This is a genomic window from Lentzea fradiae (assembly GCF_900100955.1).
Classification (GTDB): Bacteria; Actinomycetota; Actinomycetes; order Mycobacteriales; family Pseudonocardiaceae; genus Lentzea; species Lentzea fradiae.
In genome coordinates, this window is the sequence record NZ_FNCC01000001.1 from 208334 (window position 1) to 230108 (window position 21775).

At 71.9% G+C, this 21775-nt stretch carries 19 protein-coding genes; 8 read left to right on the top strand and 11 right to left on the bottom strand.

Translation table 11 applies throughout. From position 1 onward, the window contains the following. Positions 1-47: 47 nt before the first annotated feature. The 4 genes from BLT23_RS00935 to BLT23_RS00950 form a co-directional block, all read right to left on the bottom strand. Positions 48-1064, bottom strand: a complete 1017-nt coding sequence (locus BLT23_RS00935; protein ID WP_090044522.1) for a LacI family DNA-binding transcriptional regulator — start codon at positions 1062-1064, stop codon at positions 48-50. 156 nt (positions 1065-1220) lie between these two features. Next, positions 1221-2714, bottom strand: a complete 1494-nt coding sequence (locus BLT23_RS00940; protein WP_176946533.1) for a sigma-70 family RNA polymerase sigma factor — start codon at positions 2712-2714, stop codon at positions 1221-1223. A gap of 397 nt (positions 2715-3111) precedes the next feature. Beyond that, entirely contained in the window at positions 3112-3996 is an 885-nt protein-coding gene (locus BLT23_RS00945; RefSeq protein WP_090044525.1) for a trypsin-like serine peptidase, read from the bottom strand. A 67-nt stretch (positions 3997-4063) separates the two neighbouring features. Beyond that, a complete protein-coding gene (locus BLT23_RS00950) occupies positions 4064-4726 on the bottom strand; it encodes a GntR family transcriptional regulator (protein WP_218133594.1) in 663 nt (220 codons plus the stop codon). 75 nt (positions 4727-4801) lie between these two features. Here BLT23_RS00950 and BLT23_RS00955 point away from each other — a divergent pair, with 75 nt between their 5' ends. The 3 genes from BLT23_RS00955 to BLT23_RS00965 all read left to right on the top strand — a co-directional run bounded on the left by BLT23_RS00955 (position 4802) and on the right by BLT23_RS00965 (position 7813). Next, on the top strand, positions 4802-5320 hold the full coding sequence (locus BLT23_RS00955; RefSeq protein WP_090044527.1) for a YbhB/YbcL family Raf kinase inhibitor-like protein: 519 nt from the start codon (positions 4802-4804) through the stop codon (positions 5318-5320). Between the two features lie 74 nt (positions 5321-5394). After that, complete coding sequence (locus BLT23_RS00960; protein ID WP_090044529.1) at positions 5395-6573, top strand: mannosyltransferase; 1179 nt, start codon at positions 5395-5397, stop codon at positions 6571-6573. Between the two features lie 22 nt (positions 6574-6595). Further along, on the top strand, positions 6596-7813 hold the full coding sequence (locus BLT23_RS00965) for a glycosyltransferase 87 family protein (protein WP_245743407.1): 1218 nt from the start codon (positions 6596-6598) through the stop codon (positions 7811-7813). On the opposite strand, the gene BLT23_RS00970 is transcribed toward BLT23_RS00965, so the two are convergent. Together BLT23_RS00970 and BLT23_RS00975 are read right to left on the bottom strand one after the other, a co-directional pair. After that, positions 7788-8552, bottom strand: coding sequence for an MHYT domain-containing protein (locus BLT23_RS00970; protein WP_245743409.1), 765 nt, complete (start codon positions 8550-8552; stop codon positions 7788-7790). The genes BLT23_RS00965 and BLT23_RS00970 overlap by 26 nt on opposite strands. Positions 8553-8587: 35 nt before the next feature. Continuing rightward, positions 8588-9670, bottom strand: a complete 1083-nt coding sequence (locus BLT23_RS00975; protein ID WP_090044532.1) for a VanZ family protein — start codon at positions 9668-9670, stop codon at positions 8588-8590. A gap of 189 nt (positions 9671-9859) precedes the next feature. Between BLT23_RS00975 and BLT23_RS00980 the strand changes: the two genes are divergently transcribed. Beyond that, positions 9860-12871 carry an AfsR/SARP family transcriptional regulator gene (locus BLT23_RS00980; RefSeq protein ID WP_245743411.1) on the top strand — a complete coding sequence of 1004 codons (3012 nt, stop codon included), beginning with the start codon at positions 9860-9862 and terminating at the stop codon, positions 12869-12871. Here BLT23_RS00980 and BLT23_RS00985 read toward each other — a convergent pair. Then, on the bottom strand, positions 12861-13301 hold the full coding sequence (locus BLT23_RS00985) for a hypothetical protein (RefSeq protein ID WP_090044534.1): 441 nt from the start codon (positions 13299-13301) through the stop codon (positions 12861-12863). The two genes, BLT23_RS00980 and BLT23_RS00985, sit on opposite strands and share 11 nt — an antisense overlap. Positions 13302-13456: 155 nt before the next feature. On the opposite strand from BLT23_RS00985, the gene BLT23_RS00990 reads away from it, so the two are divergent. The 3 genes from BLT23_RS00990 to BLT23_RS01000 all read left to right on the top strand — a co-directional run bounded on the left by BLT23_RS00990 (position 13457) and on the right by BLT23_RS01000 (position 16196). After that, positions 13457-14317, top strand: coding sequence for a DUF4394 domain-containing protein (locus BLT23_RS00990; RefSeq protein ID WP_090044535.1), 861 nt, complete (start codon positions 13457-13459; stop codon positions 14315-14317). Between the two features lie 89 nt (positions 14318-14406). Beyond that, on the top strand, positions 14407-15270 hold the full coding sequence (locus tag BLT23_RS00995; protein ID WP_090044536.1) for a DUF4394 domain-containing protein: 864 nt from the start codon (positions 14407-14409) through the stop codon (positions 15268-15270). Positions 15271-15605: 335 nt separating this feature from the next. Then, complete coding sequence (locus BLT23_RS01000; RefSeq protein WP_176946534.1) at positions 15606-16196, top strand: NPCBM/NEW2 domain-containing protein; 591 nt, start codon at positions 15606-15608, stop codon at positions 16194-16196. On the opposite strand, the gene BLT23_RS01005 is transcribed toward BLT23_RS01000, so the two are convergent. After that, positions 16191-17369 carry an FAD-dependent monooxygenase gene (locus BLT23_RS01005; protein ID WP_090044539.1) on the bottom strand — a complete coding sequence of 393 codons (1179 nt, stop codon included), beginning with the start codon at positions 17367-17369 and terminating at the stop codon, positions 16191-16193. The genes BLT23_RS01000 and BLT23_RS01005 overlap by 6 nt on opposite strands. 111 nt (positions 17370-17480) lie before the next feature. On the opposite strand from BLT23_RS01005, the gene BLT23_RS01010 reads away from it, so the two are divergent. After that, positions 17481-17945: a MarR family winged helix-turn-helix transcriptional regulator gene (locus tag BLT23_RS01010; RefSeq protein WP_090044541.1), complete on the top strand. Its 465-nt coding sequence runs from the start codon at positions 17481-17483 to the stop codon at positions 17943-17945. Positions 17946-18015: 70 nt separating this feature from the next. On the opposite strand, the gene BLT23_RS01015 is transcribed toward BLT23_RS01010, so the two are convergent. Genes BLT23_RS01015 through BLT23_RS01025 form a run of 3 tightly spaced genes read right to left on the bottom strand, consistent with a single transcriptional unit; the run spans position 18016 to position 21680 of the window. Next, entirely contained in the window at positions 18016-18882 is an 867-nt protein-coding gene (locus BLT23_RS01015) for an HpcH/HpaI aldolase/citrate lyase family protein (RefSeq protein ID WP_090044542.1), read from the bottom strand. 39 nt (positions 18883-18921) lie between these two features. Further along, on the bottom strand, positions 18922-19671 hold the full coding sequence (locus tag BLT23_RS01020; RefSeq protein WP_090044544.1) for an IclR family transcriptional regulator: 750 nt from the start codon (positions 19669-19671) through the stop codon (positions 18922-18924). A gap of 20 nt (positions 19672-19691) precedes the next feature. Beyond that, the gene (locus BLT23_RS01025) at positions 19692-21680 is read right to left on the bottom strand and encodes an oxidoreductase (protein WP_090044545.1); all 1989 of its coding nucleotides are present in this window, start codon (positions 21678-21680) and stop codon (positions 19692-19694) included. Between the last annotated feature and the right edge of the window lie 95 nt (positions 21681-21775).

Consider the following 21775-nt stretch of genomic DNA (forward strand, 5'->3'; position numbering starts at 1 on the left):
AAAATCCGCGTGAACCTGTTACGCGGAGCCGGGAAACGCCGATGTACTCAGGCGCTCGCGCGTTTGATGAGGGAGGTCGGCAGCAGCAGCGACGGGGGCAGCCCCGCCTCCCCCGCGAGCTCCGCCAGCAGCCGCCACGTCATGGTGCGGCCGAGCTCCTCGACGTCCTGGCGGATCGTCGTGAGCGGGGGTGTCGCGGTCGCGGCGAACACCGAGTCGTCGAAGCCGACCACGGCGACGTCCTGCGGAATGCGCCTGCCCTGCGCGTGGAGCACCTGCATGGCGCCGAGGGCCATGATGTCCGCGGCGACGAACACCGCGTCGAGGTGCGGTTCCTTCTGCAACAGGCGTTCCATGGCCCGTGCGCCGCCCTCGGGCGTGAAGTCGCCGTGGACCACCAGGTCGTTCGCCATCTTGGCCTCGCTCAGCCCGCGCTTGAACCCGCTCAGCCGGTCCGCGCCCACGGCCATGTCCTTGGGGCCCGCCACCGTCGCGATGCGCTTGCGCCCCAGCGAGACCAGGTGCCGGGCGGCTTCGAGGGCGCCGCTGAAGTTGTCCGCGTCGACGAACGGCACGGTCCTGCCCAGCGGCCTGCCACCGGACACCACGGGCAGGCCGATCTCGGCCAGCATGGGCACCAGCGGGTCCTCGCCGTGCAGGCTCACCAGCAGCGCGCCGTCGACGTGGCCGCTGCTCAGGTACGAGACGAGGTCCTCGGTGTCGGTGGGCTGGCTCATCATGAGCAGCAGCTGCACGTGCCGTCCGGCGAGCTCCGAGTGCACTCCCCGCAGGACACCGGCGAAGAACGGGTCGCCCAGCACGCGGCCGCTCGGTTCCGAGACGACGAGCGCGATCGCGTTGGCCCGGTGACCGGCGAGCGCCCGCGCCGCCTGGTTGGGCGAGTAGCCCAGCTGCGCGATGGCGGCGTGCACGGCCTCCCGGGCCCTGGCGCTGACGTACTGCTCGTCGTTGATCACGCGCGAGACGGTCGACTTGGACACGCCGGCGACCCGCGCGACCTCTTCGATCCGCGGGCCGGGACGTCTTTTCGCCGTCTCGGTCATGCGGTCATCCTAAGCCGCCTGGCCCGTCCATGATCTGTGAATCGGCACCTCGGTTCCCCCTCGTCGCGGCGGTGTGCCACGAGTCTGGGAGATCGCTCGCACAAATCCCGCACAGGCGGCGCGCCGGTCCGGCGGCGGCAGCCCGTCCGAAGTGGACTACGAGATCGTGACGGGGATGCTGAGCCGCAGCGGTCCCGCGACGCCGGAGATCACGCCGTCCCCGGCCTTGGGGCCCGCCTGCAGCCGCGCGCGGTAGACGATCGTCTCGCCGGGGGCGAGGGTCTGGCCGCCCTCGCACGTCACCGTGCCCTTGCCGGCCGGGCATCCGATCATCCCCGCCGCCGGCTTGCCGGGGCCGACCGTCTTGATCTTGTCCGGCATGGTGAGGGTCAGCGCCGGCACCGTCGTGGGGGACGAGCCGGTGTTCGTGATCCTGATGTCCATCTCGTTGGGCGGGCCCTCGGTGGTCATCGCGACGCCGTCCGGCGCGCTGCCGGACAGCTGGGAGCTGGAGGCGGGCACGAACTCCGTCGGCGCCGCCGTCGTCGTGACCACCACCGTGCCGGTGCCCCCGCCGACGTCGGTCTGGACCTGCTGCGAGTCCGGACCGGACGCCGGGGCCGTGGGGGCGCTGCCCGCGTCCCGGGTGGTGCCCGGCTGGTTGACCTGCTGCGACGTGCCTGCCGCGGTGCTCGATGTGGCGGCGGGGGCAGCGGCCTCGGGGGTGGTGGCGCTGGAGTCGTTGGAGGTGACGACGCCCGAGGCGGCGACGACCACGACGGCCGCGGCGGAGGCCGCGACACCGAGCCAGGAGCCCGCGCTGAGGGTGATGGCCGCGCCCTTGGTCGCGGTGGCGGCCGTCGCCAGGTAGCCGGCGGTGCCCGTGCCGAGCACGATGGGCGCGACGAGTCCGCGCAGCGCGCCGTTGACGTCGGCGAGCTCACCGGCCAGCTTGCGGCACTCGGCGCACTCGTCCATGTGCGCGTCGAGCTGGACGGCCTCGCGCCCCTTGAGCCCGCCGCGAGTCCAGGCGCCGAGCTTGGTCACGGTGGGACGGCAGCGTTCCGAGGGTTCCTGGGCCACGTGCGCCTGAAGGAACGCCTTGCGCAGGCCCTCGCGGGCGCGGAACGCCATCGCCGACACCCCGTTGGGCGTCAGGCCGAGCAGCGGCGCGATCTCGCCGGGCGACTGGCCCTCGATCGCGGTGTGCCACAGGACCGTCTGCCACCGCTCGGGCAGCGAGGCGAACGCGCTGGCCGCGAGCGTCTGGTCGAGGTCCTCCACGGCCTTATCGCGGAACGGCACGCTGGTCGCCTTGGTGGCGCCGGGCACCTCCTCGACGTCCCCGGCGAGCTCGAGCCGCTTCTCCTTGCGGGTCTTGTCGTACGCCGCGTGCCGCACCGCCGTCAGCAGGTAGGGCCGGAAAGCGCTTCCCGGCCCACCGCCGGACTTCAGCGCGGCGAGGACCTTGGCGAACGCGTCGGACACCAGGTCGTCGGCGTCCGACGAGGACGAAGCCAGCTGCATCGCCAGCAGGTTCGCGGATCGGACGTGGCGCTCGTACAGCGTGCCGTATGCCTCGATCTTGCCGTCGCGAACGGCGTCGATGAGATCTGCGTCCGACGGCGTTCGATCACGCTGCCCGATCAAAGAATGCCGCCTAACGTCATGCCCGGAGTGATACGCGGACCCTATCGAGACTAGTCGACCCGAACAATCCACGCATCCGAACCTGATGCAATAAAAAGATGCGGTGGGCTGACCGGACGTGATCGATACGGGCCTGATGGCCCTGGTGCGACGGCTGTTGCCGCCGACCGGGTGCATCCGTCCGGAATTCGGACAGCCCGTCCGCGTGAATCGAACGTCCTGGGGCGAGAGGCGCCGGTGACCGTCCGAAAAGGACTGGACGGGAAGTGGACGAATTCATTTCGGACCCGATGGTGTTCCGGCACGGGGACCGGGAACGCGCGGCGCGGACCGGGTGGACGTGGAACGGGCCCGGCCCGCGGGAGGCGGACCGGGCCCGGTGCGGAAGCCGGAGAGGTCAGAGGCGACCGGCGCTCTCGTACAGCTCCCGCACGGCGGAGGTGAGCACCGACGCGTCCATCCCGGTCGTCACCAGGTCGGAGTTCATCGTGCCGCGGCTCGTGACGCCGAAGATCGTGCCCTTGCCGGTGGCCGGGTCGAACCCGCGCAGCCACGGGCCACCGCTCGACCCCGGTGCGAGGTCGCAGTCCGTCTGCCACACCGAGTACACGCTGTTCGCCCGCAACGACGCCGGGCGGTCGCACGCGAGCAGCGACTCGCCGTTGTCCAGCTGGGACACCGGGTAGCCCAGGAGCGTCGCATCGGCCGGTGAGGCCATCTCGTCGAACGAGATGTCCTGCGCGCCGGCGACGTCCTCGACGTGGCGGCCGCCGACCGGGTCGAGCGCCACGACCGCGTCGTCGTCGGCGCCGCTGCTCGGGCCGCTGTAGGTGTCGGACCAGGCGAACGCGCGGGCCGCGAACACCTCGCTCGCCCCGTGGTCGTAGCCGGGGGCGAAGACCACGTTCACGATCTTGATGGGGTTGTCCCGCCGGTCCCAGCCGCCGTGCAGGCAGTGCCCGGCCGTGAACACCACGTCCTTCGTGGCGCTCGGGACGACCGTGGCCGAACACGTGAGGTCGATGCCCTGCGACGTGGTCGCGAACAGCCGCCCGACGCCGGCGGGCGGCGGTCCCGGGTAGGGGCGGGCGATCTGCTCGGCGGGCGGCAGGGCGTCCTCGCCGGTCGCCCGCATCCGTTCCGGGGTCCAGTAGGCGAGGGCGGCGGTCCGGTCGGACTCGGCGACCCGCGTGACGACCTGGCCCGCCGCCTGGGCGGGGGACGCGGTGACGAGGACCGCGCCGATCAGCACACCGGTCGTGCTCAGTGCTTTCCAGCTCATGTCCGGGTGACGTGCCGTGGCGGAACGGCGTTGCACAGCCGGGCGCGAATCAGACCAGAGGATGAGATCAGTCGAGACGCACCTGGAGGCGGGCGGTCAGGGCGATCATCTCGCGCAGCCTCGCCTCCGCGCCGTCGGCGTCGCCCTCGACGGCGGCCGTCACCAGGTCCTGGTGCGCTCGCGCCAGCTCTTCCCGGTCCGGCAGGTCCGTGTCGCCGGGGGCGGGACGGGCCCAGCGCCGGTACAGCTCCGCCTCGTCCCGCAGCGCCTCGGCGGCCTCGCGCAGCAGCGGGTTGGCGCACCCGGAGAGCAGCACGTGGTGCAGTTCGGTGTGCGCGTCCAGCCAGTCCTGGCTCTCCGGGTCGTACGGGGTGTGCCGGAACGTGTGGTGCGCGGCGATCAGCCGGGACTGCCAGCCCAGGCCGCCTTCGGCGACCGCCCGCCGCAGCGCCAGCGACTCCAGCTCGGCACGCGCGTCGCAGACGAGCGCGAGGCCCTCTTGGGAGATCGTGCGCACCTGGAAGCCCAGGTGTGGTTCCGATGTGACGAGGCGCAGCGCCGACAGGCGGAGCAGGGCCTCGCGGACCGCGCCCGTGCTCACGCCGTAGCGCTCGGACAGCTGCGGGAACTTCAGCCGCTCACCCGGCCGCAGGCGGCCGCCGAGGATGTCGGAGCGGATGAGCGCCTGCACGCCTGCGCTGCGGGTGGCCGGGGAGCTCGGGTGCGACACGAGCTGATCATACGACAGTTGACAACGCTGCTAACTTTTAAAAGTCCTCATGAGCATCAAAAGTTGGAGTGAGTTGTGCACGATCCCTTCGCGTCGCTGCCCCCGGTGCCGAGCTTCGAGCTGACCAGCGCGGACGTCACCGCGGACAGCCCGCTGCCGCCCGCCCAGTACGCGGCCATGAGCGGCCGTCCGGGAGCCGCCGACGTGTCTCCGCAGCTGTCGTGGTCCGGCTTCCCCGAGGAGACGAAGAGCTTCGTCGTCACCATGTTCGACCCGGACGCGCCCACGCCGTCCGGCTTCTGGCACTGGGTCCTCGCCGACGTGCCCGCCTCCGTCACCGGGCTCGCGTCCGGCGCGACCCCGCCCGCACCGGCCTTCCACGTCGCCAACGACGCCCGCGTGCAGGGCTACCTGGGTGCCGCGCCGCCCGCCGGGACGAAGCACCGGTACGTGATCGCCGTGCATGCGCTCGACGTCGAGTCCGTCGTGCCGTCCGGGGTGAACGCGGAGTCCACGCCGGCGATGCTGTCGTTCGCGATCCTCGGGAACACGCTGGCCCGTGCGGTGCTCGTGCCGTGGGGCGGCGACGCCTGACCCGCGCGGAGGGCGAGGGGCACCACCTGTAGGTTGGATCTTGCCGGTGCTCCCTCGCCCGCGGGAGGAAAGACGTGATCGAGCAGCGGGCGCTGAGGTTCGCGCCGTTGCTGCTGGTGCTGTCCGTCGGCGCGTACGCCTGGACGCTCGGCGACCCGGCCGGCTGGCAGATGATCGACCTGAAGGTCTACTGGAGCCTCGCGCCGAACCTGCTGACCGGCGAGCTGTACTCGATCTCGATGCCGTTCACGGCCGACTTCCCCCTGCCGTTCACCTACCCGCCGTTCGCGGCGGCGGTGTTCCTGCCGCTGTCGGCGCTGCCGTGGGTCGCCGCGAAGATCGTGTGGCAGGTGCTGTCCCTGGTCTGCCTGTGGTGGCTGGTGCGCACCGCGCTCGCACTGGTGGCGGCCAGGCGGGGGGAGTCGTTCGACGGGACGTGGTCGCGGCGGGCCCTGCTGTGGACGGCGCTCGCGCTGTGGGCAGAGCCCGTGCGCAAGACCCTCGACTTCGGGCAGATCAACCTCGTCCTGGTCGCCGGGGTGTTCGCGGCGATGGTCGCGGCCCGCCAGTCCGTGGCGGGCCTCGGCGTGGGACTGGGCGCGGGGCTGAAGCTCACGCCCGCGATCTCCGCGCTGTACTTCCTCGCGACCCGCAGGTTCGCCGCGGCGGCGTGGTCGGTCGCGGGCTTCGCGCTCACGGTCGCCCTCGGGTTCCTCGCCTCTCCCGCCGACTCGTGGCGCTACTGGTTCGAGCTGCTCGGCGCGGCCGGCCGGGTCGGGCCGGTGGGCTCGGTGATCAACCAGTCGCTGCGCGGCGCGTTGTCCCGCTCCCTCGGCCACGACGTGGAGATGTCGTGGCCGTGGCTGCTCGCGGTCGCGGTGTCCGTCGTGCTCACGGCGCTGGCCCTGCGCGCCGCGGTCCGTGCGGCGGACACGCTCGCGGCCGTGGTCGTCGTGCAGCTGTTCGGGCTGCTGGTCTCACCGATCTCGTGGAGCCACCACTGGTTGTGGGTCGTCCCCCTGGTGCTGTGGCTGGTGCACGACCGCCGCGACGCGGTGCTCGCCGTCGTGTGGGTGGTCGCGACCGGCTCGGACCTCATCACCGTCCTGATCGATTCGCAGCCGTCGATCTGGGAGATCCCCCGGCCGTGGCCGCTCGCCGCGCTCGGCTGGGTTTACCCGGCGCTCGCGCTGCTCACCCTCGCGGTGGTTCCGAAGCTCCTGCGCGACCGCGTCGCGGTGCACCCCGGTTAGAAGGCAGACCACGTTGCACGTCTTGGGGAAGCTCGAACGGCCGTTGCTCGCCGTCGCGCCCTGGCTGTTGATGATCTCCCTGCTGCTGCGCACGTGGGTGGTGAACTCCGGCTTCGGCAACACCTCGATCGACCTGCGGGTGTACTGGACGCTCGCGCCGCACGTGCTCGACGGCGACCTGTACGACGTCGTCTCGCCGTACTCCCCGCCGGACTTCCCGCTCCCGTTCACCTACCCGCCGTTCGGGGCGCTGGTGTTCCTGCCGATGACGTGGCTCTTCTGGGGTGCCGCCCAGTGGGGCTTCCGCGTGCTGTCGGTGCTGTGCCTGTACTGGCTGGTGCGCACGGCGGTGCGCGCGGTCGCGGGGGAGGGGTGGCGGACGGAGCCCCGGCTGTGGCGGCGGAGGGCCCTGCTGTGGACCGCCGTGCTGCTGTGGATGATGCCGGTCTTCCACACCATCGAGTTCGGGCAGATCAACCTGGTGCTGGCCGCCGTCGTGCTGGCCTCGCTGATGGCGCGCGACGACCGCGTCGCGGGCGCCGGGATCGGGCTCGCCTCGGGGGTGAAGCTCGTTCCCGCGATCTCGGGGCTGTACTTCCTCGCGACCCGCCGGTGGGCCGCCGCGGCGTGGTCGCTGGCCGTGTTCGCGGCCAGCGCGCTGCTGGGCGCGCTGGTCGACCTCGGTCAGGCGGGACGGTACTGGTTCGGGCTCTTCGGCGACGCCGGTCGGGTCGGACCGGTCGCCACCGCGCACAACCAGTCGCTGCGCGGAGCGTTGTCCCGCTCGCTCGGCCACGACGTGGGGCTGTCGTGGCCGTGGGTGCTCGTCGCGGTACCGGCCGTCGTCGTGGCGCTTCTCGCCCTGCGCGCGGCCGTGCGCGCGGGTGACGCGCTGATCGGCGTGGTGACCGTGCAGTTCCTCGGTCTGCTGCTGTCGCCGATCTCGTGGGACCACCACTGGGTGTGGGTCGCCCCGTTGCTGATCTGGCTGGCCCACCGGCGGATCGCGTCGTGGGTCCGCGTGACGCTGCTCGCGCTGTGGTGCCCGGTGATGTTCCTGGACGTGATCGCGTTCCAGCTCGACCGGCAGCCGACGATCTGGACGATCAGCCGGCCGGGCTGGCTGTCCGCGCTCGGCTGGGCCTACCCGGCGCTCGCGCTGCTGACCCTGCTGCTCGTCGCGCTTCCCGTGCTGTGGGCGGACTCCCGGGTGGTCAGACCTGCCCGGTCCGCCGCATGACGCGGTCGAGCAGCTCGGCGTCCTCGCGCTGCTCCTCGTCCGAGGTGGTGAGGGCGAGCAGGAAGATGATGATCACGCTGAACCCGGCGCCCGCGACGATCAGCGACGTGATCAGGTCCTGCGAGTTGTCCGTGACGACCGGTGCGGCCGGGTCGAGGGTGACGTCCATGGCGAACATGCCGGTGTAGTGCATGCCGGTCACCGCGACGCCCATCACCAGGGAGGCGCCGGCGACCGCGAGCGGGCCCTTGACGGTCCGGGTGAACCACAGCGCGGCCGTGGCGGCGACGACGGCGATGACGAGCGACAGCGCGACGAACAGGAAGTCGTAGGAGACCGTCGCGCCGATCACGATCCCGGCCATGCCGGTGTAGTGCATCGCGGCGACGCCGAGGCCGGTGACGAGACCGCCCACGAGCAGCGGCCACCAGAGGTCGTGCTCGTTGTTGTCGAGGCGCAGGACGAGGAACAGGCCGATGCCGACCACCACGACGGCGACGAGCATGCTCAGCAACGTGATCGGGATGTCGTAGGCGACCGTCGCGCCCATCCACGTGCCGAGCATCGCGGTGAAGTGCATGCCCCAGATGCCGAGCCCGCCGATCGAGAGGGCGGCGACGACGAGCCACCACTTGCGTGTTCCACCGGTCGCGTTGCGTGCGCGCTCACTGGACAGAAGACCGAGAGCGGAGCCGAGACACGCGATGACGTATGCGGTGATCGGCGAAGCCGTTCCCATGTCCATGTCCATGCCCGGATGGAAACATTCCGAAACTATGTACGCAAGACCTGTTTGGACAGTCGTGATCTGTCTCGCTCAAGAAGAACAGCGCGGGTTCCGGCGGCGCGTTCGTGCCAACCCCGTTGATCTCGAAGGAAAACCGGGAGCACGAACGTCCACAGTGTGATCGACGCCATGACGACCAGGTCGAGGCGCACCATGTCGATCAGCGGCGATAAGACAGTCGCATAGGTGAGCAATCCTGTAACGCCCAGGATTTCGCGCACCGCGAGACGAAGCGGGTTCGCCCGGGAGCCGTCCACCGCGCGGATCCGGTAGCCCGCGAGCCACCCTCCGACCGTCATCCCGCCCGCGACCGCGGGCAGCACCACGCGCAACAGCACGAGCACGCCGAGTGCCCAGCGCGGATCCGGTGGCAGCACGAGCTTTGCGATCACGAGCACCACCATCGCGTCGGCGACGAGACCGACCAGCCGGCGCGGCACGGTGACCGTGCCGAGCGGCGCCGCGGAGGAGGCCGGGTCCGGCACCGTCGGCACCACGAGCGCGACGGGCGCGATCATCCAGCCCAGCAGCGCGCCGCCGGTGTTGGAGATCAGGTCGTCCACGTCGGCGATCCGGTACGGGCAGGGGTAGAAGCCGAGGTTCCCGGTGTACTGGACGACCTCCACCGCCAGCGAGATCGCGAAGCCGATGGCGACGACGGCGAACGGGCCCCTGCCGTACGCCTTGCGCAGCACCACGCCCAGCGGGACGAACAGCGCCACGTTGAACAGCTGCTGCAGGAAGGCCGACGACCGCACCATCGCGCCGACGCCGGACCGCCCGTAGGCCGCCATGTTGTTGCGCATGTCCGTGACCCACTGGAACGGCACCGTCGACAGCATCTGGTCGCCCGTGCACAGCTTCGAGACGTCGGACGGGAACGGCAGGAAGATCAACGCCAGCGCGACGAGGCCGTAGGCCAGCAGGCCGTACAGCACCAGCGCCCGGCGTGGCTCGACCCGCCCGAACCGCCAGTAGTGCAGCAACCCCAGGGGAACGAGCACCAGCAGCCCGACTCCCACGAACGCCAGGAAGCCCGTCCGAGCGGTCTCCCAGTACGACGCCACCATGTCCCACCGCTCCGAGCTAGTCTCCCGCGCCTGAGCGGATTTGTGCCCAGCCCGCTTCCGCGCCAAACCAGGCGGGGGGAAGATCCGCCGGACGCCGCGGCGGGCGACGCAGGTTCGCCCGAACAGACCGTGCGGGTGTGCCCGGAACAGTCCTAGTCGGGTGGGTGCGGGTGAATTAGTTTCGAACCAGTGGCGACGAACGCGGTGCGGGTCCAGGTGCTGGGATCGACGCGGGCCTGGCACGCCGGGACGGAGCTTCCGCTCGGTCCTCCCGGCCGGCGGGCGGTGCTCGGGCTGCTCGTGCTCGCCGAGGGCGAGTCGGTGACCGTCGCGGACCTGGTCGACGCGCTCTGGGGAGAACGGCCGCCGCGCAGCGCGATGAACGTGCTGCAGACGCACGTCAAACACCTGCGCCGGGTGCTCGAACCCGGCCGCACCTCGCGCACCAGCAGCTCGGTCCTGCCCTACACCAACGGCGGCTACGCGGTGAACGCGGACGCGGTCGAGGTCGACCTGCTCGCGTTCCGCCGTCTGGTCGCCGAGGCGAACCACGGCGACACCGGCAGTGACGGCGACCGGACCGCGGTCGTGGCGCGGCTGGCGGCGGCGCTGGAGCTGTGGCGCGGCAGGCCGCTCGCCGACGTGCCCGTGCTCGCCGCGCACCCGAAGGTCGTCGCGCTCGTCGCGAAGCACCGCGAGGTGCAGGCCAGGTACGCGGACGCGATGATCGAGATCGGGGCGGCGGCGGACGTGCTGCCCGACATCGCGGAGGCCGCGGCGGCCCAGCCGCTGGACGAGGCGGCGCAGGCCCGTTTGATCCGCGCCTACCAAGCTGTCGGGCGCAGGGCGAAGGCGTTCCGGACCTACCACGAGGTGCGCGACCGGCTCGTCGAGGAGCTGGGCGTCGACCCCGGCCCCGAGCTGCGCGCCGCCCACACCGCGCTGCTGCACGACACCGCGGACGACCCGGTGGACGGACGGTCGCGTCCCGCCCTGCGCGTGCCGCGCCAGCTGCCCGCCCAGCCGTCCGGGTTCACCGGCCGCGGCGCCCAGCTGGCCACGCTGGACGCCCTCGCCCCCGGGCCGGGGTCCGTCGCGCTGTCGATCACCGCGATCTCCGGCAGCGCCGGGGTCGGCAAGACGGCGCTCGCCGTGCACTGGGCGCACCGGGTGCGCGACCGGTTCCCCGACGGCCAGCTCTACGCGAACCTGCGCGGGCACTCGCCCGGCGGGGCGGCACCGCCGATCGAGGTGCTCGCCCAGTTCCTGACGGCGCTGGAGGTGCCCGCCGAACGCGTCCCCGTCGACGTCGAGACGGCCGCGGCGATGTACCGGACGCTGACCACGGACCGCAGGATGCTCGTGCTGCTCGACAACGCCGCCGGGCCCGACCAGGTGCGGCCGCTGCTGCCCGCCGGTCCCGCGTGCGTCCTCGTCACCGGCCGCGACCGGATGACCGGGCTCGTCGCCCTGCACGGCGCGCGCCAGGTCACGCTCGGCGTGCTCAGTCCCGAGGACGCGCTGGAGCTGCTCGCGCACGTTCTCGGCCGGGAACGGGTCAGGGCCGAACCGGTGGCCGCCGCAGAGCTGGCGAAGCTGTGCGCCTACCTGCCGCTGGCCCTGCGCATCGCGGCCGCGAACCTCGCCGACCACCCGCACCGCGGCCTCGACGACCACGTCGCCGACCTGCGGGACAGCAACGTGCTGACCGCGCTCACCGTGCAGGGTGACGAGAACGCGGCGGTGCGCACCGCGTTCGACCTCTCCTACGCCGCGCTCCCGGAACCGGCGCGGCGGTTGTTCCGCCTGCTGAGCCTGGTGCCGGGGACCGACGTCGGCACCGAGGCCGTCGCGGCGCTCGCGGGCACCGACCGGGAGACGGCGGCACGGCTGATGGACCGGCTCGCCGCGGCGCACCTCGTCGAGCCCAGGGGTCCCGGCCGGCACGGCTTCCACGACCTGCTGCGCCGCTACGCCGCCGAACGGGCCGGGCGCGAGGAGACCGCCGGGGACAGGGACGCGGCGCTGCACCGGTTGCACGACTGGTACCTGGGCGCGGTGGACGCCGCCGCCCGGTTGCTCTACCCGCACATGCTGCGCCTGCCCGTCCCCCCGCCGACCGCCGCGACGCCGTCCGGCATGACCGGCGCGGGGGAGGCGTCGGCCTGGCTCGACGCGGAGCTGGCGAACCTCGTCGCCGCCGTCAGGGCCGGACCGCGGCCGGCGGCGTGGCTGATCGCCGACTCGCTGCGCGGCTACTTCTGGATGTGCACGCGCCAGGTCGAGTGGCTCGCCGTGGCGGAGGCCGCGCTGCCCATGTCCGACGCGCCGAGGGAACGCGCGGCCGCCCGGCTGAGCCTCGCCGACCTCTTCTACCGGCAGGGCCGTTACGGCGAGGCCGTCCGGCACTACACCCACGCCCGGCTGGCGGCGCGCGAGGCGGGCTGGGTCGAGGCGCAGGCCGCGGTGCTCGGCAACCTCGGTGGCGTCTACTGGCAGTCGGGACGCCTGCGCGCCGCCGCCGTCCGGTTCCGCCGCTGCCTCGCGCTGAGCCGCGCCGTCGGGCAGCCCGCCGGGGAGGCCGTCGCCCTCGGCAACCTCGGCCTGGTGCACTGGGAGATGGGCGACCTGCCCGAGTCGGCCGAGCACTACGCCAGGGCGTTGCGGCGCTACCGGGAGATCGGGTCGCTCTACGGCGAGGCGCTCAACCTCGGCAACCTCGGGCAGACCCAGCGCGCCCGCGGCCTGCCGGAGGAGGCGGCCGAGGTGCTGACCCGCGCCATCGCGCTGCACCACGAGGCGGGCAACCGCAGCGGCGAGGCGCTGGCGCGCAGCAGACTGGCCGCGGCGTTCCTCGACCTCGGCAGGGACGAGGAGGCGCTCGGGCACGCCCGCGCCGGTCTCGCCCTCGCCCAGGAGACCGGCGACCCGCGCACCGAGGTGGAGGCGCTCGCCGCGCTCGCCGCCGTCGAGCTCGGGCTCGGCCGCCCGGCGGAGGCCGGGCGCCGGTACCGCCAGGCGCTCGACCTCGTCCGCAGCACCGGCGACCGGTATCCGGAGATCGAGGTGCTGATCGGCCTCGCGACGGTCACCCGTGACGCCGCACCGGCGCGGCAGGCGCTCGCCCTCGCCGAGCGCGCGGGCTACCGCGCCCTGCACCGGCGGGCGGAGAGCGCGCTCGCGGCACTGACTAGTCGATGACCAGGTCGCCGACCCCCTTGCGCACGACGCTGCTCGTCCCGTCGGGCAGGATCTCGATGACACCCCACGGGTTGATGCTCCCGTCGGTGCCGTCACCGGTCCTGCACCGGAACTCGCCCATGTTGAACGCCTGCCAGGCGCCGCGGCCGTCGTTCACCCGCAGGTGCGCCTCCTCGGCGCTGGCCGCCCAGGCGCACGTGGTGCCGTCCGCCGCGTGCGCGAGGTGCGGTGTGATGCTGACCGGGTCGATCACCCCGTCCACGACGCACCACGTGACGTGGTAGGAGTACGACCACTTGCCGGGACTGGCGAGCCGCACCGCCACGGACGTCTCGCACGTGGCCGCGTCCGCCGCGGCCGGTGCCACCAGCAGGCCGGTGATCATCGCCGCACCGCCGAGCACCGCCGCCGCTTTGTTGTTGAACCACATGGTCTTCGCCCCCTCGGACTTGCCGTTCCCCCAATCTGTCGGGTGATCTCGGCCTCCGCAAGGTCCTCGCGCAGCAATCCAACGGACGTCCAACCGACGTCCAGTCGCGCTGCATAGCTTGTGCCGCAACGTTTCCAACAGGGGAGAGTGGAACGATGAAGGCACAGCTGAAACGAGGCGCCGCGGCGGCAGCGGTGGCGGCGGTGGTGCTCACCGGGGTCGCGACCGGAAGTGGGAGCAGCACGGCCCAGCCCACCGGCCTGCGGGCGTACGGCATCTCGGCGGACGGCACGCTGATGGCGACGTTCACCACGGACCGGCCGACGGTGCTGGACTGGGTGCGGCAGATCCAGGGGTTCTCCGGCGACGTGACCGCGGTCGGCACGGACATCCGGCCGCAGGACGGCCTGCTCTACCTGGTGGGCGACAAGGGCGGGATCTACACGGTGAAGCTGCCGAGCTCGTCGAACTGGGACCCGGTCGTCACGAAGGTCTCGCAGCTGACGTACCCGTTGTCCGGCACGAACTTCGGCGTCGACTTCAACCCCGCGGCCGACCGCCTGCGGGTGATCAGCGACAACGGCCAGAACCTCCGCCACGACCTCAACACCCACTCCACGGTCAACGACACGATCCTGACGACGCCGCCGGCGGGCACGACGAAGGGCGTGACGGCCGCCGCGTACACCAACAACGACCTGAACCCGGACACCGCGACGACGTTGTTCGACATCGGCACGCTCACCGACCAGGTCCTCATCCAGTCACCCGCCAACAACGGCACCCTCGCGCCGACCGGCAGCCTCACCGTCGACGCCGCCGCGAACGCGGGCTTCGACATCTACAGCACCCTGAGCAACGGCAAGGCCGTCTCCTCCGCGGGCTTCGCCACCCTCGTCGGACCGGGCAGCGGCTCCTCCCTCTACAGCGTCAACCTGCTGACCGGCGAGGCGACCGCCATCGGCCGCTTCCCGATCCCGATCACCGACCTGGCCATCAGCCTCACCGGCAGCTGACGAGGGCTCACCACGGCCGTCCAGTCGCCGTCCAGTCGTGCCCAATAGCTTGTGCCACAAGGTTTTCCGAGCGGGGAGAAGTGGGGAACATGAGGGCACGGGCGAAGAGGGGCGTCGCTGCGGCGGCCGTGGTGGTGTCGGTGTCCGCCGCGATCGTGGGCGGCGGTGGGAGCAGTGCGGCACAGCCGTCCGGCCTGCGGGCGTACGGCATCACGGCGGACGGCACGCTGATGGTGACGTTCACGACGGACCGGCCGACGGTCCTTGACTGGGTGCGCCAGATCCAGGGCTTCTCGGGCGACGCCGTCGCGGCCGGCATCGACATCCGGCCGCAGGACGGGCTGATGTACCTGCTGGGGGACAAGGGGGGCGTCTACACGGTCAAGCTGCCGGCCTCACCCAGCCAGGACCCGGTGGTCACGAAGGTCTCGCAGCTGTCGGTCCCGTTGTACGGCACCAACTTCGGCGTCGACTTCAACCCGGCCGCCGACCGCCTGCGGGTCATCAGCGACACCGGTCAGAACCTGCGGCACAACCTCGCCGACCACACGACGACCGAGGACGCGGTCCTGTCCACCCCGCCCGCACTCGGCCCGACGCGGGGCGTCACGGCCGCCGCGTACACCAACAACGACCTGAACCCGGACACCGCGACCACGTTGTTCGACATCGGCACCGCCTCCGACGAGGTGCTGCTTCAGGTGCCCGCCAACAACGGGCTGTTGAGCGCCACCGGCAAGCTCACCGTCGACGCTCAGCCGAACGCGGGGTTCGACATCTACAGCCAGTTGAGCAACGGCAAGGCGGTGTCCAACTCGGGGTTCGCGGCTCTTTCGACCTCTGGTGCCGGTGCTGCGCTTTACAGCGTCAACCTGTTGAGCGGCGAGGTCACGAGTGTCGGCAGGTTCCCGTTGCCGATCGCCGACCTGGCGATCTCGCTGACCGGCAGCTGACGGAGGGAACCCCCGGAGGACCATCCGGCCGCCGCCGGATGGTCCTCCGGGGCCAGGACCGGCCCCGGCAGAAGGTGGCTCGGGGGCGCTTCCGGCGCCGGCCGGGTCTGGCGGATCGCCGTCGGCTCATCCTCCTCCAGGCGGGTGAGGAGGCGCTGACCTGCGGGAACGGAGCGTTCCGGGCGGTCGTTTGGCCCTGTGAACATCCGGGGGTTCCGTTGGGCGTGGAATTCCGAAAATCTGTGGCGATGGGGAATGTGACGCGGACCAAGCCTGTCACGTCGTCCCGTCGCGGCGGAAGCGGTGGGAACAGGCCGGTCAAGTGGATCTTCGCGGTGCTGGGAACGGGTGCCGTCGCGGCCGGGGTGTTCGTCGGGGTGGTGAAGTACAAGGACGCCGCGGTGGGCAGTCCTGCGTTGGAGACGTCTGTTCCCACCTCGACGGTCCAGCCCGCGGCGGTGACCACGGGGCCGTTGCGGTCCGGTGAGGGGTGGTACGACCTGTCGCTGCACGAGCCGTTGGAGATCGGGCAGGGGCAGGAGCTCGTGGCGTCGATCGTGATCGGGGTGGGTGGGCAGCCGTTCGAGAACAGCATTCGCGGTTACCTCGTCTCGTCGATGGCTCAGCAGACCAACGCGAGCACGTGGACCACCGACAGCCGGTGCACTCGGCTGTCGGTGTGGGTGGGCAAGGACGCTGCCTCGTCGTTGACCGGGGGTACCGGGGAGTTCGTCGTGGAGGCCGATGGTGAGGTGATCACCTCACGGGAGGCGACCAGCGGTGACGCGCCGCAGCACCTCGAGGTCGACGTGTCCACGGTTGACCGGTTGCGGCTGGTGGACGTTCGCGGTAGCCATGACGCCGACAACGCCTGGGGTACGCCGCGGGTCTACTGCACCGCGCCGCCCGGCAAGCTCCGGTCATGAGGAAGGGATGAACTCGGGGAGCTCCATTGCCGAGTGTTCCGGGCGGGGCTGTTCGGCGGGCATCGTCGCGCGGGTGCGCAGAGCGGCGTTGCGTGCGGCCAGTGCCTCGGCGGTGCCGGGGAGCATTTCCGACCTGCTCTTGCCCACGATGCCCTGGTTCGCCTCCACGAACGGGCGGGTCTGGCGTTCGTAGGCGTCGAAGGCCGCGGTGTGGTCGTGGGCGGTGGCGAGGTGGCCTGCCAGCACGTAGGCGCCCACCAGGGCGAGGCTCGACCCCTGCCCGGTCAGGAACGACGGCGCGTACGCGGCGTCGCCGACCAGCGCCACGCGGCCGGAGGACCAGCGGGGCAGGTGGATCTGGCTCACCGTGTCGAAGAACAGGTCGTCGGCCGTGCGCATCGTCTCGACCATGTGCGGCACCTCCCAGCCGTCGCCGGCGAAGACGGACGCCACCAGGTCGCGTTGCGCCGCCGGGTCCTTGAACGCGCCGAACGGTGCTTCGGGGAGGGCGAAGTTGAGGAAGCCGTGCACGGTGCCGCCCGTGCCCGCCGCGTACAGCGCGGCTGCCCTGCCTGGCTGGTTCCACATCACGCCCTCGTGTGCGAGGCCCAGCCGGTTCGGCATGGTGAAGCCCGCGAAGCAGTAGCCCAGGTAGTGGTGGAACTGTTCTTCCGGCCCGAAGACCAGTGCGCGCACGCCGGAGTGCAGTCCGTCGGCGCCGATGACGAGGTCGTAGGTGCGTTCGAGTCCGCTTCGGAACGTGACGTCCACGCCGTCCGCGTGGTCGTTCAAGGCGACGATGCTGTTGTCGAAGAGGAACTCCACGTCGTCGCGCACGGTGTCGTAGAGCATCGTGGTGAGCTCTCCGCGTGGGATCTCGATGTCCTCGTCACGGCTTCCCGTGAGTGCGACGGCGCTCATGGACGTGACGACGCTGCCGTCCGCGTCGAGCATCGTGATCCGCTGGGTGTCCACGTGGGCTTCCCTCAGCCGGGGGAGCAGGCCCATCCGCTCGACGACGCCGACCGCCGTGCCGCGGATGTCGATGGGGTAGCCGCCGCCGCGCAGCGTGTGCGACTTCTCGACGATCGTGACGTCGAACCCGGAGCGCCGCAGCCAGTGGGCGAGTGCGGGTCCGGCGATGCTGGCGCCGGAGATGAGGACGCTGGTCATGACGATCCTTCCTGATAACTAACTTAGGTATCCTTTTTTCGCACGTGGTGATCGCTAGCGTGTGTGCGGATGGCACGAGCATATACCTAAGTTAGGTAAGTAAGGTGTGAGATGAGCGAGGCGCTGGACCCCGCGGCGGTGCTGCCGCAACTGATGCGACTGGGCACCGTGCTCAACCGCAGCCAGCTGGTCGAACGCGCGATGGCGCAGGTCGGCGTCCCGCTGGAGCGGCCGGGGCTGAGCGTGCTCATCACGCTGCGGATGTCCGGGCGGCCGTTGCGGGTGGGGGAGATCGCCGCGCGGATGCAGGTCGTGGGCCCGCACGTGACCCGGCACCTGCACGACCTCGAACGCCTGGACCTCGTGCGTCGCGTCGTCGACCCGGACGACCAGCGCGCGCGCCTCGTCGAGCTGACGGACGGGGGTGCCGCGGCGGCGAACCGCTACCTGGAAGCGGTGCTCGGCTGGCTCGGGGGCGCCGTCGCCGACTGGTCGGAGGAGGACAAGGCGACGTTCGGCCGCCTGCTCACCCGGTTCGTGCACGACCTCGACGCACGGGTCGCCGACCTCGACTGACCCTTGGTGGACTCCCGGTCCCGGTCCCGGGAGTCCAGGGTGCTCGGACGGCCGAACCGTGGCGGACACGTCACCGTGCCCGGTCGAGCACCTCCTGAGCGCTGCGCACGACGGCCGGGTCGACCAGGCGCCCGGACGGGTCCACCGCCGTCGCCTGACCCTGGCGCTGCGCCTCGGCGAGCACGGCGAGCAGCTCGGTGGCCTCCTCGACCTCCTGCGGCGTCGGGGTGAAGACGGCGTTGATCACCGGCACCTGCCGCGGGTGCAACGCGGTGCGGGCCCGGAAGCCCTGGCGCAGCAGCAAGGTCGTGGTGGCGTGCAGCCGTTCCTCGTCGTGCACGGAGATCTCGACCGGCCCGACCGGCGGTGCGAGACCGGCGGCGGCGCTGGCCAGCACGACCGCGAGCCGCACGCCGTGCAGCTGGTTCGACTGCTCGTCCGGGCGCAGCCGCAGCTCACCCGCGAGGTCGGCCTCGCCGATGCCGAGCCGCACGACGCGGGGCGACCGGCAGACCTGCTCCACCCGAAGCACACCCTCGGCGGTCTCCAGCAACGCGACCACGGCGGTCGCCCCGGCGGGCACACCCGCCTCCCGTTCGAGGGCGGTGAGCCGTTCGTCGACCTCGGCGAGCAGCGCGGGCTCCGCCTTGGGCACCCACACGCCGGTGAGCGACGGCGACACCACGGCGGCCAGGTCCGCCGCCAGGTGCGCGGGGTGCGAGTTCACCCGCGCCCACACCCTGGCGCCGGCCGGCGGCCGTTCGAGCAGCCGCGCGCAGGCCGTGCGGGCCTCCTTTTTGGCGTCGGCGGGGACCGCGTCCTCCAGGTCGACGATCACGTCGTCGGCACCGCTGTGCACCGCGCGCTCGTGGCGGCTGTCCCGGTGGCCGGGGACGTAGAGGTAGCTCCGGCCCGGCAGCGCAGACCCGTTCGGCATGGCGCCCTCCCACTTTCCGGGCCTCGGCCCGGGTTCGGCTCAGCCGCTGCCCTTGAGCACAGCGGACATCTTCACGGCGGCCTCGGCGATCACCGGGCCGAACTTCTCGGGGACGGCGTCCTTCAGCCGGTCGTGCGGGCCGCAGACGCTGAAGCAGCCGATGGCGCGCGAGCCCCTGGCCACGATCGGCGCGGCGACCGCGGCGGCGTACGGGTCGCGTTCGCCCTGGCTGACCGAGTACCCGCGGCGCTGGTCGACGGCCAGCATCGCGCGCAGGGTCGTCTTGTCCCGCACCGTCCTGGCGGTCAGCGGGGCGAGCTCCACCCCGGACAGGTACTCGCTGAGGTCGGCCTCGGAGAACGTCATCAGGATCGCCCTGCCCGACGCGCCCGCGTAGAGCGGTGCCCGCCTGCCGACCTCGATGGTCATCCGGACGTCCTGCTTGCTCTCCACCTGCGCGACGTACATGCGCTGCTTGCCCACGACGAAGCTCAGGGTGACCGTCTCGCCGAGCTCGTCGCGGAGGTCCTCCATGATCGGCTGCGACAGCGTGCGGATGTCCATCGAGCCCAGCGAGACGAGGCTCAGCTCCAGCAGCCGGGGGCCGAGGCTGTACTTGCTCCTGTCGTGGTCCTTGGCCAGTAACCCCGATTTCGCGAGCGCTTCGAGGATGCGGTGCACCGCGCTCTTCGGAAGGCCGACCGCTTCCGCGATCTCGGTGACACCGAGATCGCGGCCGGACTCGGTGAAGCTGAGCAGCACTGCTGAGACCCGCTCGACTGCCTGCATCGTCGTCCTCCCGGTTCGAGTCAGAGCCGGCCGCGCAGCGCGGCCGCCGCGGTGCGGACGTCCGGCGTGCCCGACACCGCGAGCCCGGCGAGCCTGCCCTCGAACGCGGCTTCCAGTGCGGTGCGCGGCGCGTACGCGTCGCCCACCACGGAGGCGGCGAGGTGGCCCGGCAGGGACGGCGCGGAGCCCGCGGACCTCTGACGGATGGTGATCATTGACGAGACATTGTGCAGCTCGCCCTGCTCGCCGGACAGCGGGTCGGCGTAAGTCAGCACGCCGTCCTCCAGACGCACCGGGGTGCGCATCAGCACGGCGCTGAAACCCCGGCCGGTCAGCTTCTCCAGCAGGGCCGGCCGGGAGTAGACGGGCACCCGCCAGGACAGCACCGGGCGGTCGGTGAGGAGCGTGACCCGGCACCCGCGCGACAGCAGCAGGTCCGCCGTGGCGAGCGCGGTCGTGGTGCCGTCCTCGTCGAGCAGGACGACGTGCCCGCCGGTGCTCTCCGGATCGGTCACGGCCGTGTGCAGAGGCAGCACCGGGAACCGGGTGTCGGGCACCTCGACGCCCCCGGTCGCGACCACGACGTGGTCCCAGCCCTCGGCGAGCAGCTCGTCGTCCGCGCGCAGCCCGAGCCTGATGTCCACGCCCGCGTGCCGGGCCACGGCCTCCGCCTCGGTGATGAACCGGCCGAACTCGCCGCGCATCGGCAGCCCGGCGGCGAGCCGGAGTGCGCCCCCGAGCGCGTCCTCCGCCTCGGCGAGCGTCACCTCGTGTCCCACGGACGCGGCGGCGGTCGCGGCCTCCAACCCGGCGGGGCCACCGCCGATCACGAGCACCCGGCTGCGGGTGCCCAGGCGGGCGGCGTCGCGCAGCGCGGCCCACTCCCGTTCCATGCCCGCCTCGGGGTTGACCACGCAGCTGATCGGCAGCCCTGCCTCGAGCCGGCCCGCGCAGCCCTGGTTGCACGCGATGCACTCACGGGCCGGCGCCGAGCCGGACACCAGCGGGAGCGAGGAGATGTTCGGGTTGGCGATGTGCGGACGGGCCAGCGCGACCAGGTCCGCGTCGCCGTCGACCACCAGGCTCTCGGCGTTCGCGAGGTTGTCGACCCGGCCCACCGCGACCACGCTGAGCTGCGGGAACTCCTTCTTGAACGCGCGCGGGAGGTGCCGGAAGGCCAGCGGCGGGAAGCTCATGTCGGCCATCTGCGTGGCGATGCTCGCGCTGCCGATGTAGGCGGAGTGGCTGACGTGCAGCACGTCGATCCGGTGGTCCTCGACGAGCAGGCCGACGGCGGAGAGCATCTCCTCGACGCCGAGGCCGCCCTCGATGAACTCGTCCGCGCTGATCCGCAGGATCACCGGCATCTCGGCGGGCAGCGCCGCCGCGACGGAGGCGAGCACCTCGTGCGTGATCCGCAACCGGTTCGTGAGGCTGCCGCCGTACCCGTCGGTGCGCCGGTTCGTCGCGGGGGAGAGGAACTGCTGGAGCAGGTGGCCGTGTCCGAGGTGGACCTCGACGGCGTCGACACCGGCGGTGGCGGCCCTGCGCGCGGCGGCGCCGAACGCGCCGACCAGCTCGGCGATCTCCTCGGCGGTCATCTCGTGCGGCACGGCGGCGGTGGAGGACCACGGGATGGGCGAGGCCGCCCACGCCGGGGTCAGCATGTTGTGCCCGCCCGACTGCCTGCCGACGTGCAGGAGCTGCGCGGCGAGCTTCGCGCCCTCCCCGTGCACGACCTCCACCAGGGCGGACAACGAGGGGATCACGCCGTCGTCGAAGGCCGAGACCGTGTTCGTGCGGCCGAGGCTCGTGGGGTGCACGCGCATGCCCTCGGTGATGATCAGCCCGACTCCGCCCGCGGCGCGGGCCCGGTGGTACGCGAGGTGCCGGGCCGAGAACACGCCGTTCGCCGCGAAGTTGGTCGTGTGCGCTGGCATGACCAGACGGTTACGCAGCGTGAGACGTCCGCAGTGGACTGTCTCGTGCAGACGCGGAAGATCCGTCATTCCTCGCCCCTTCGGAATCGTTCTGGATCAACGGAAGCGTGATCAAGTCCCAGGTGGACAAGTTGTCGAAAACTGAACTTGTTGCCTGGCAGGTC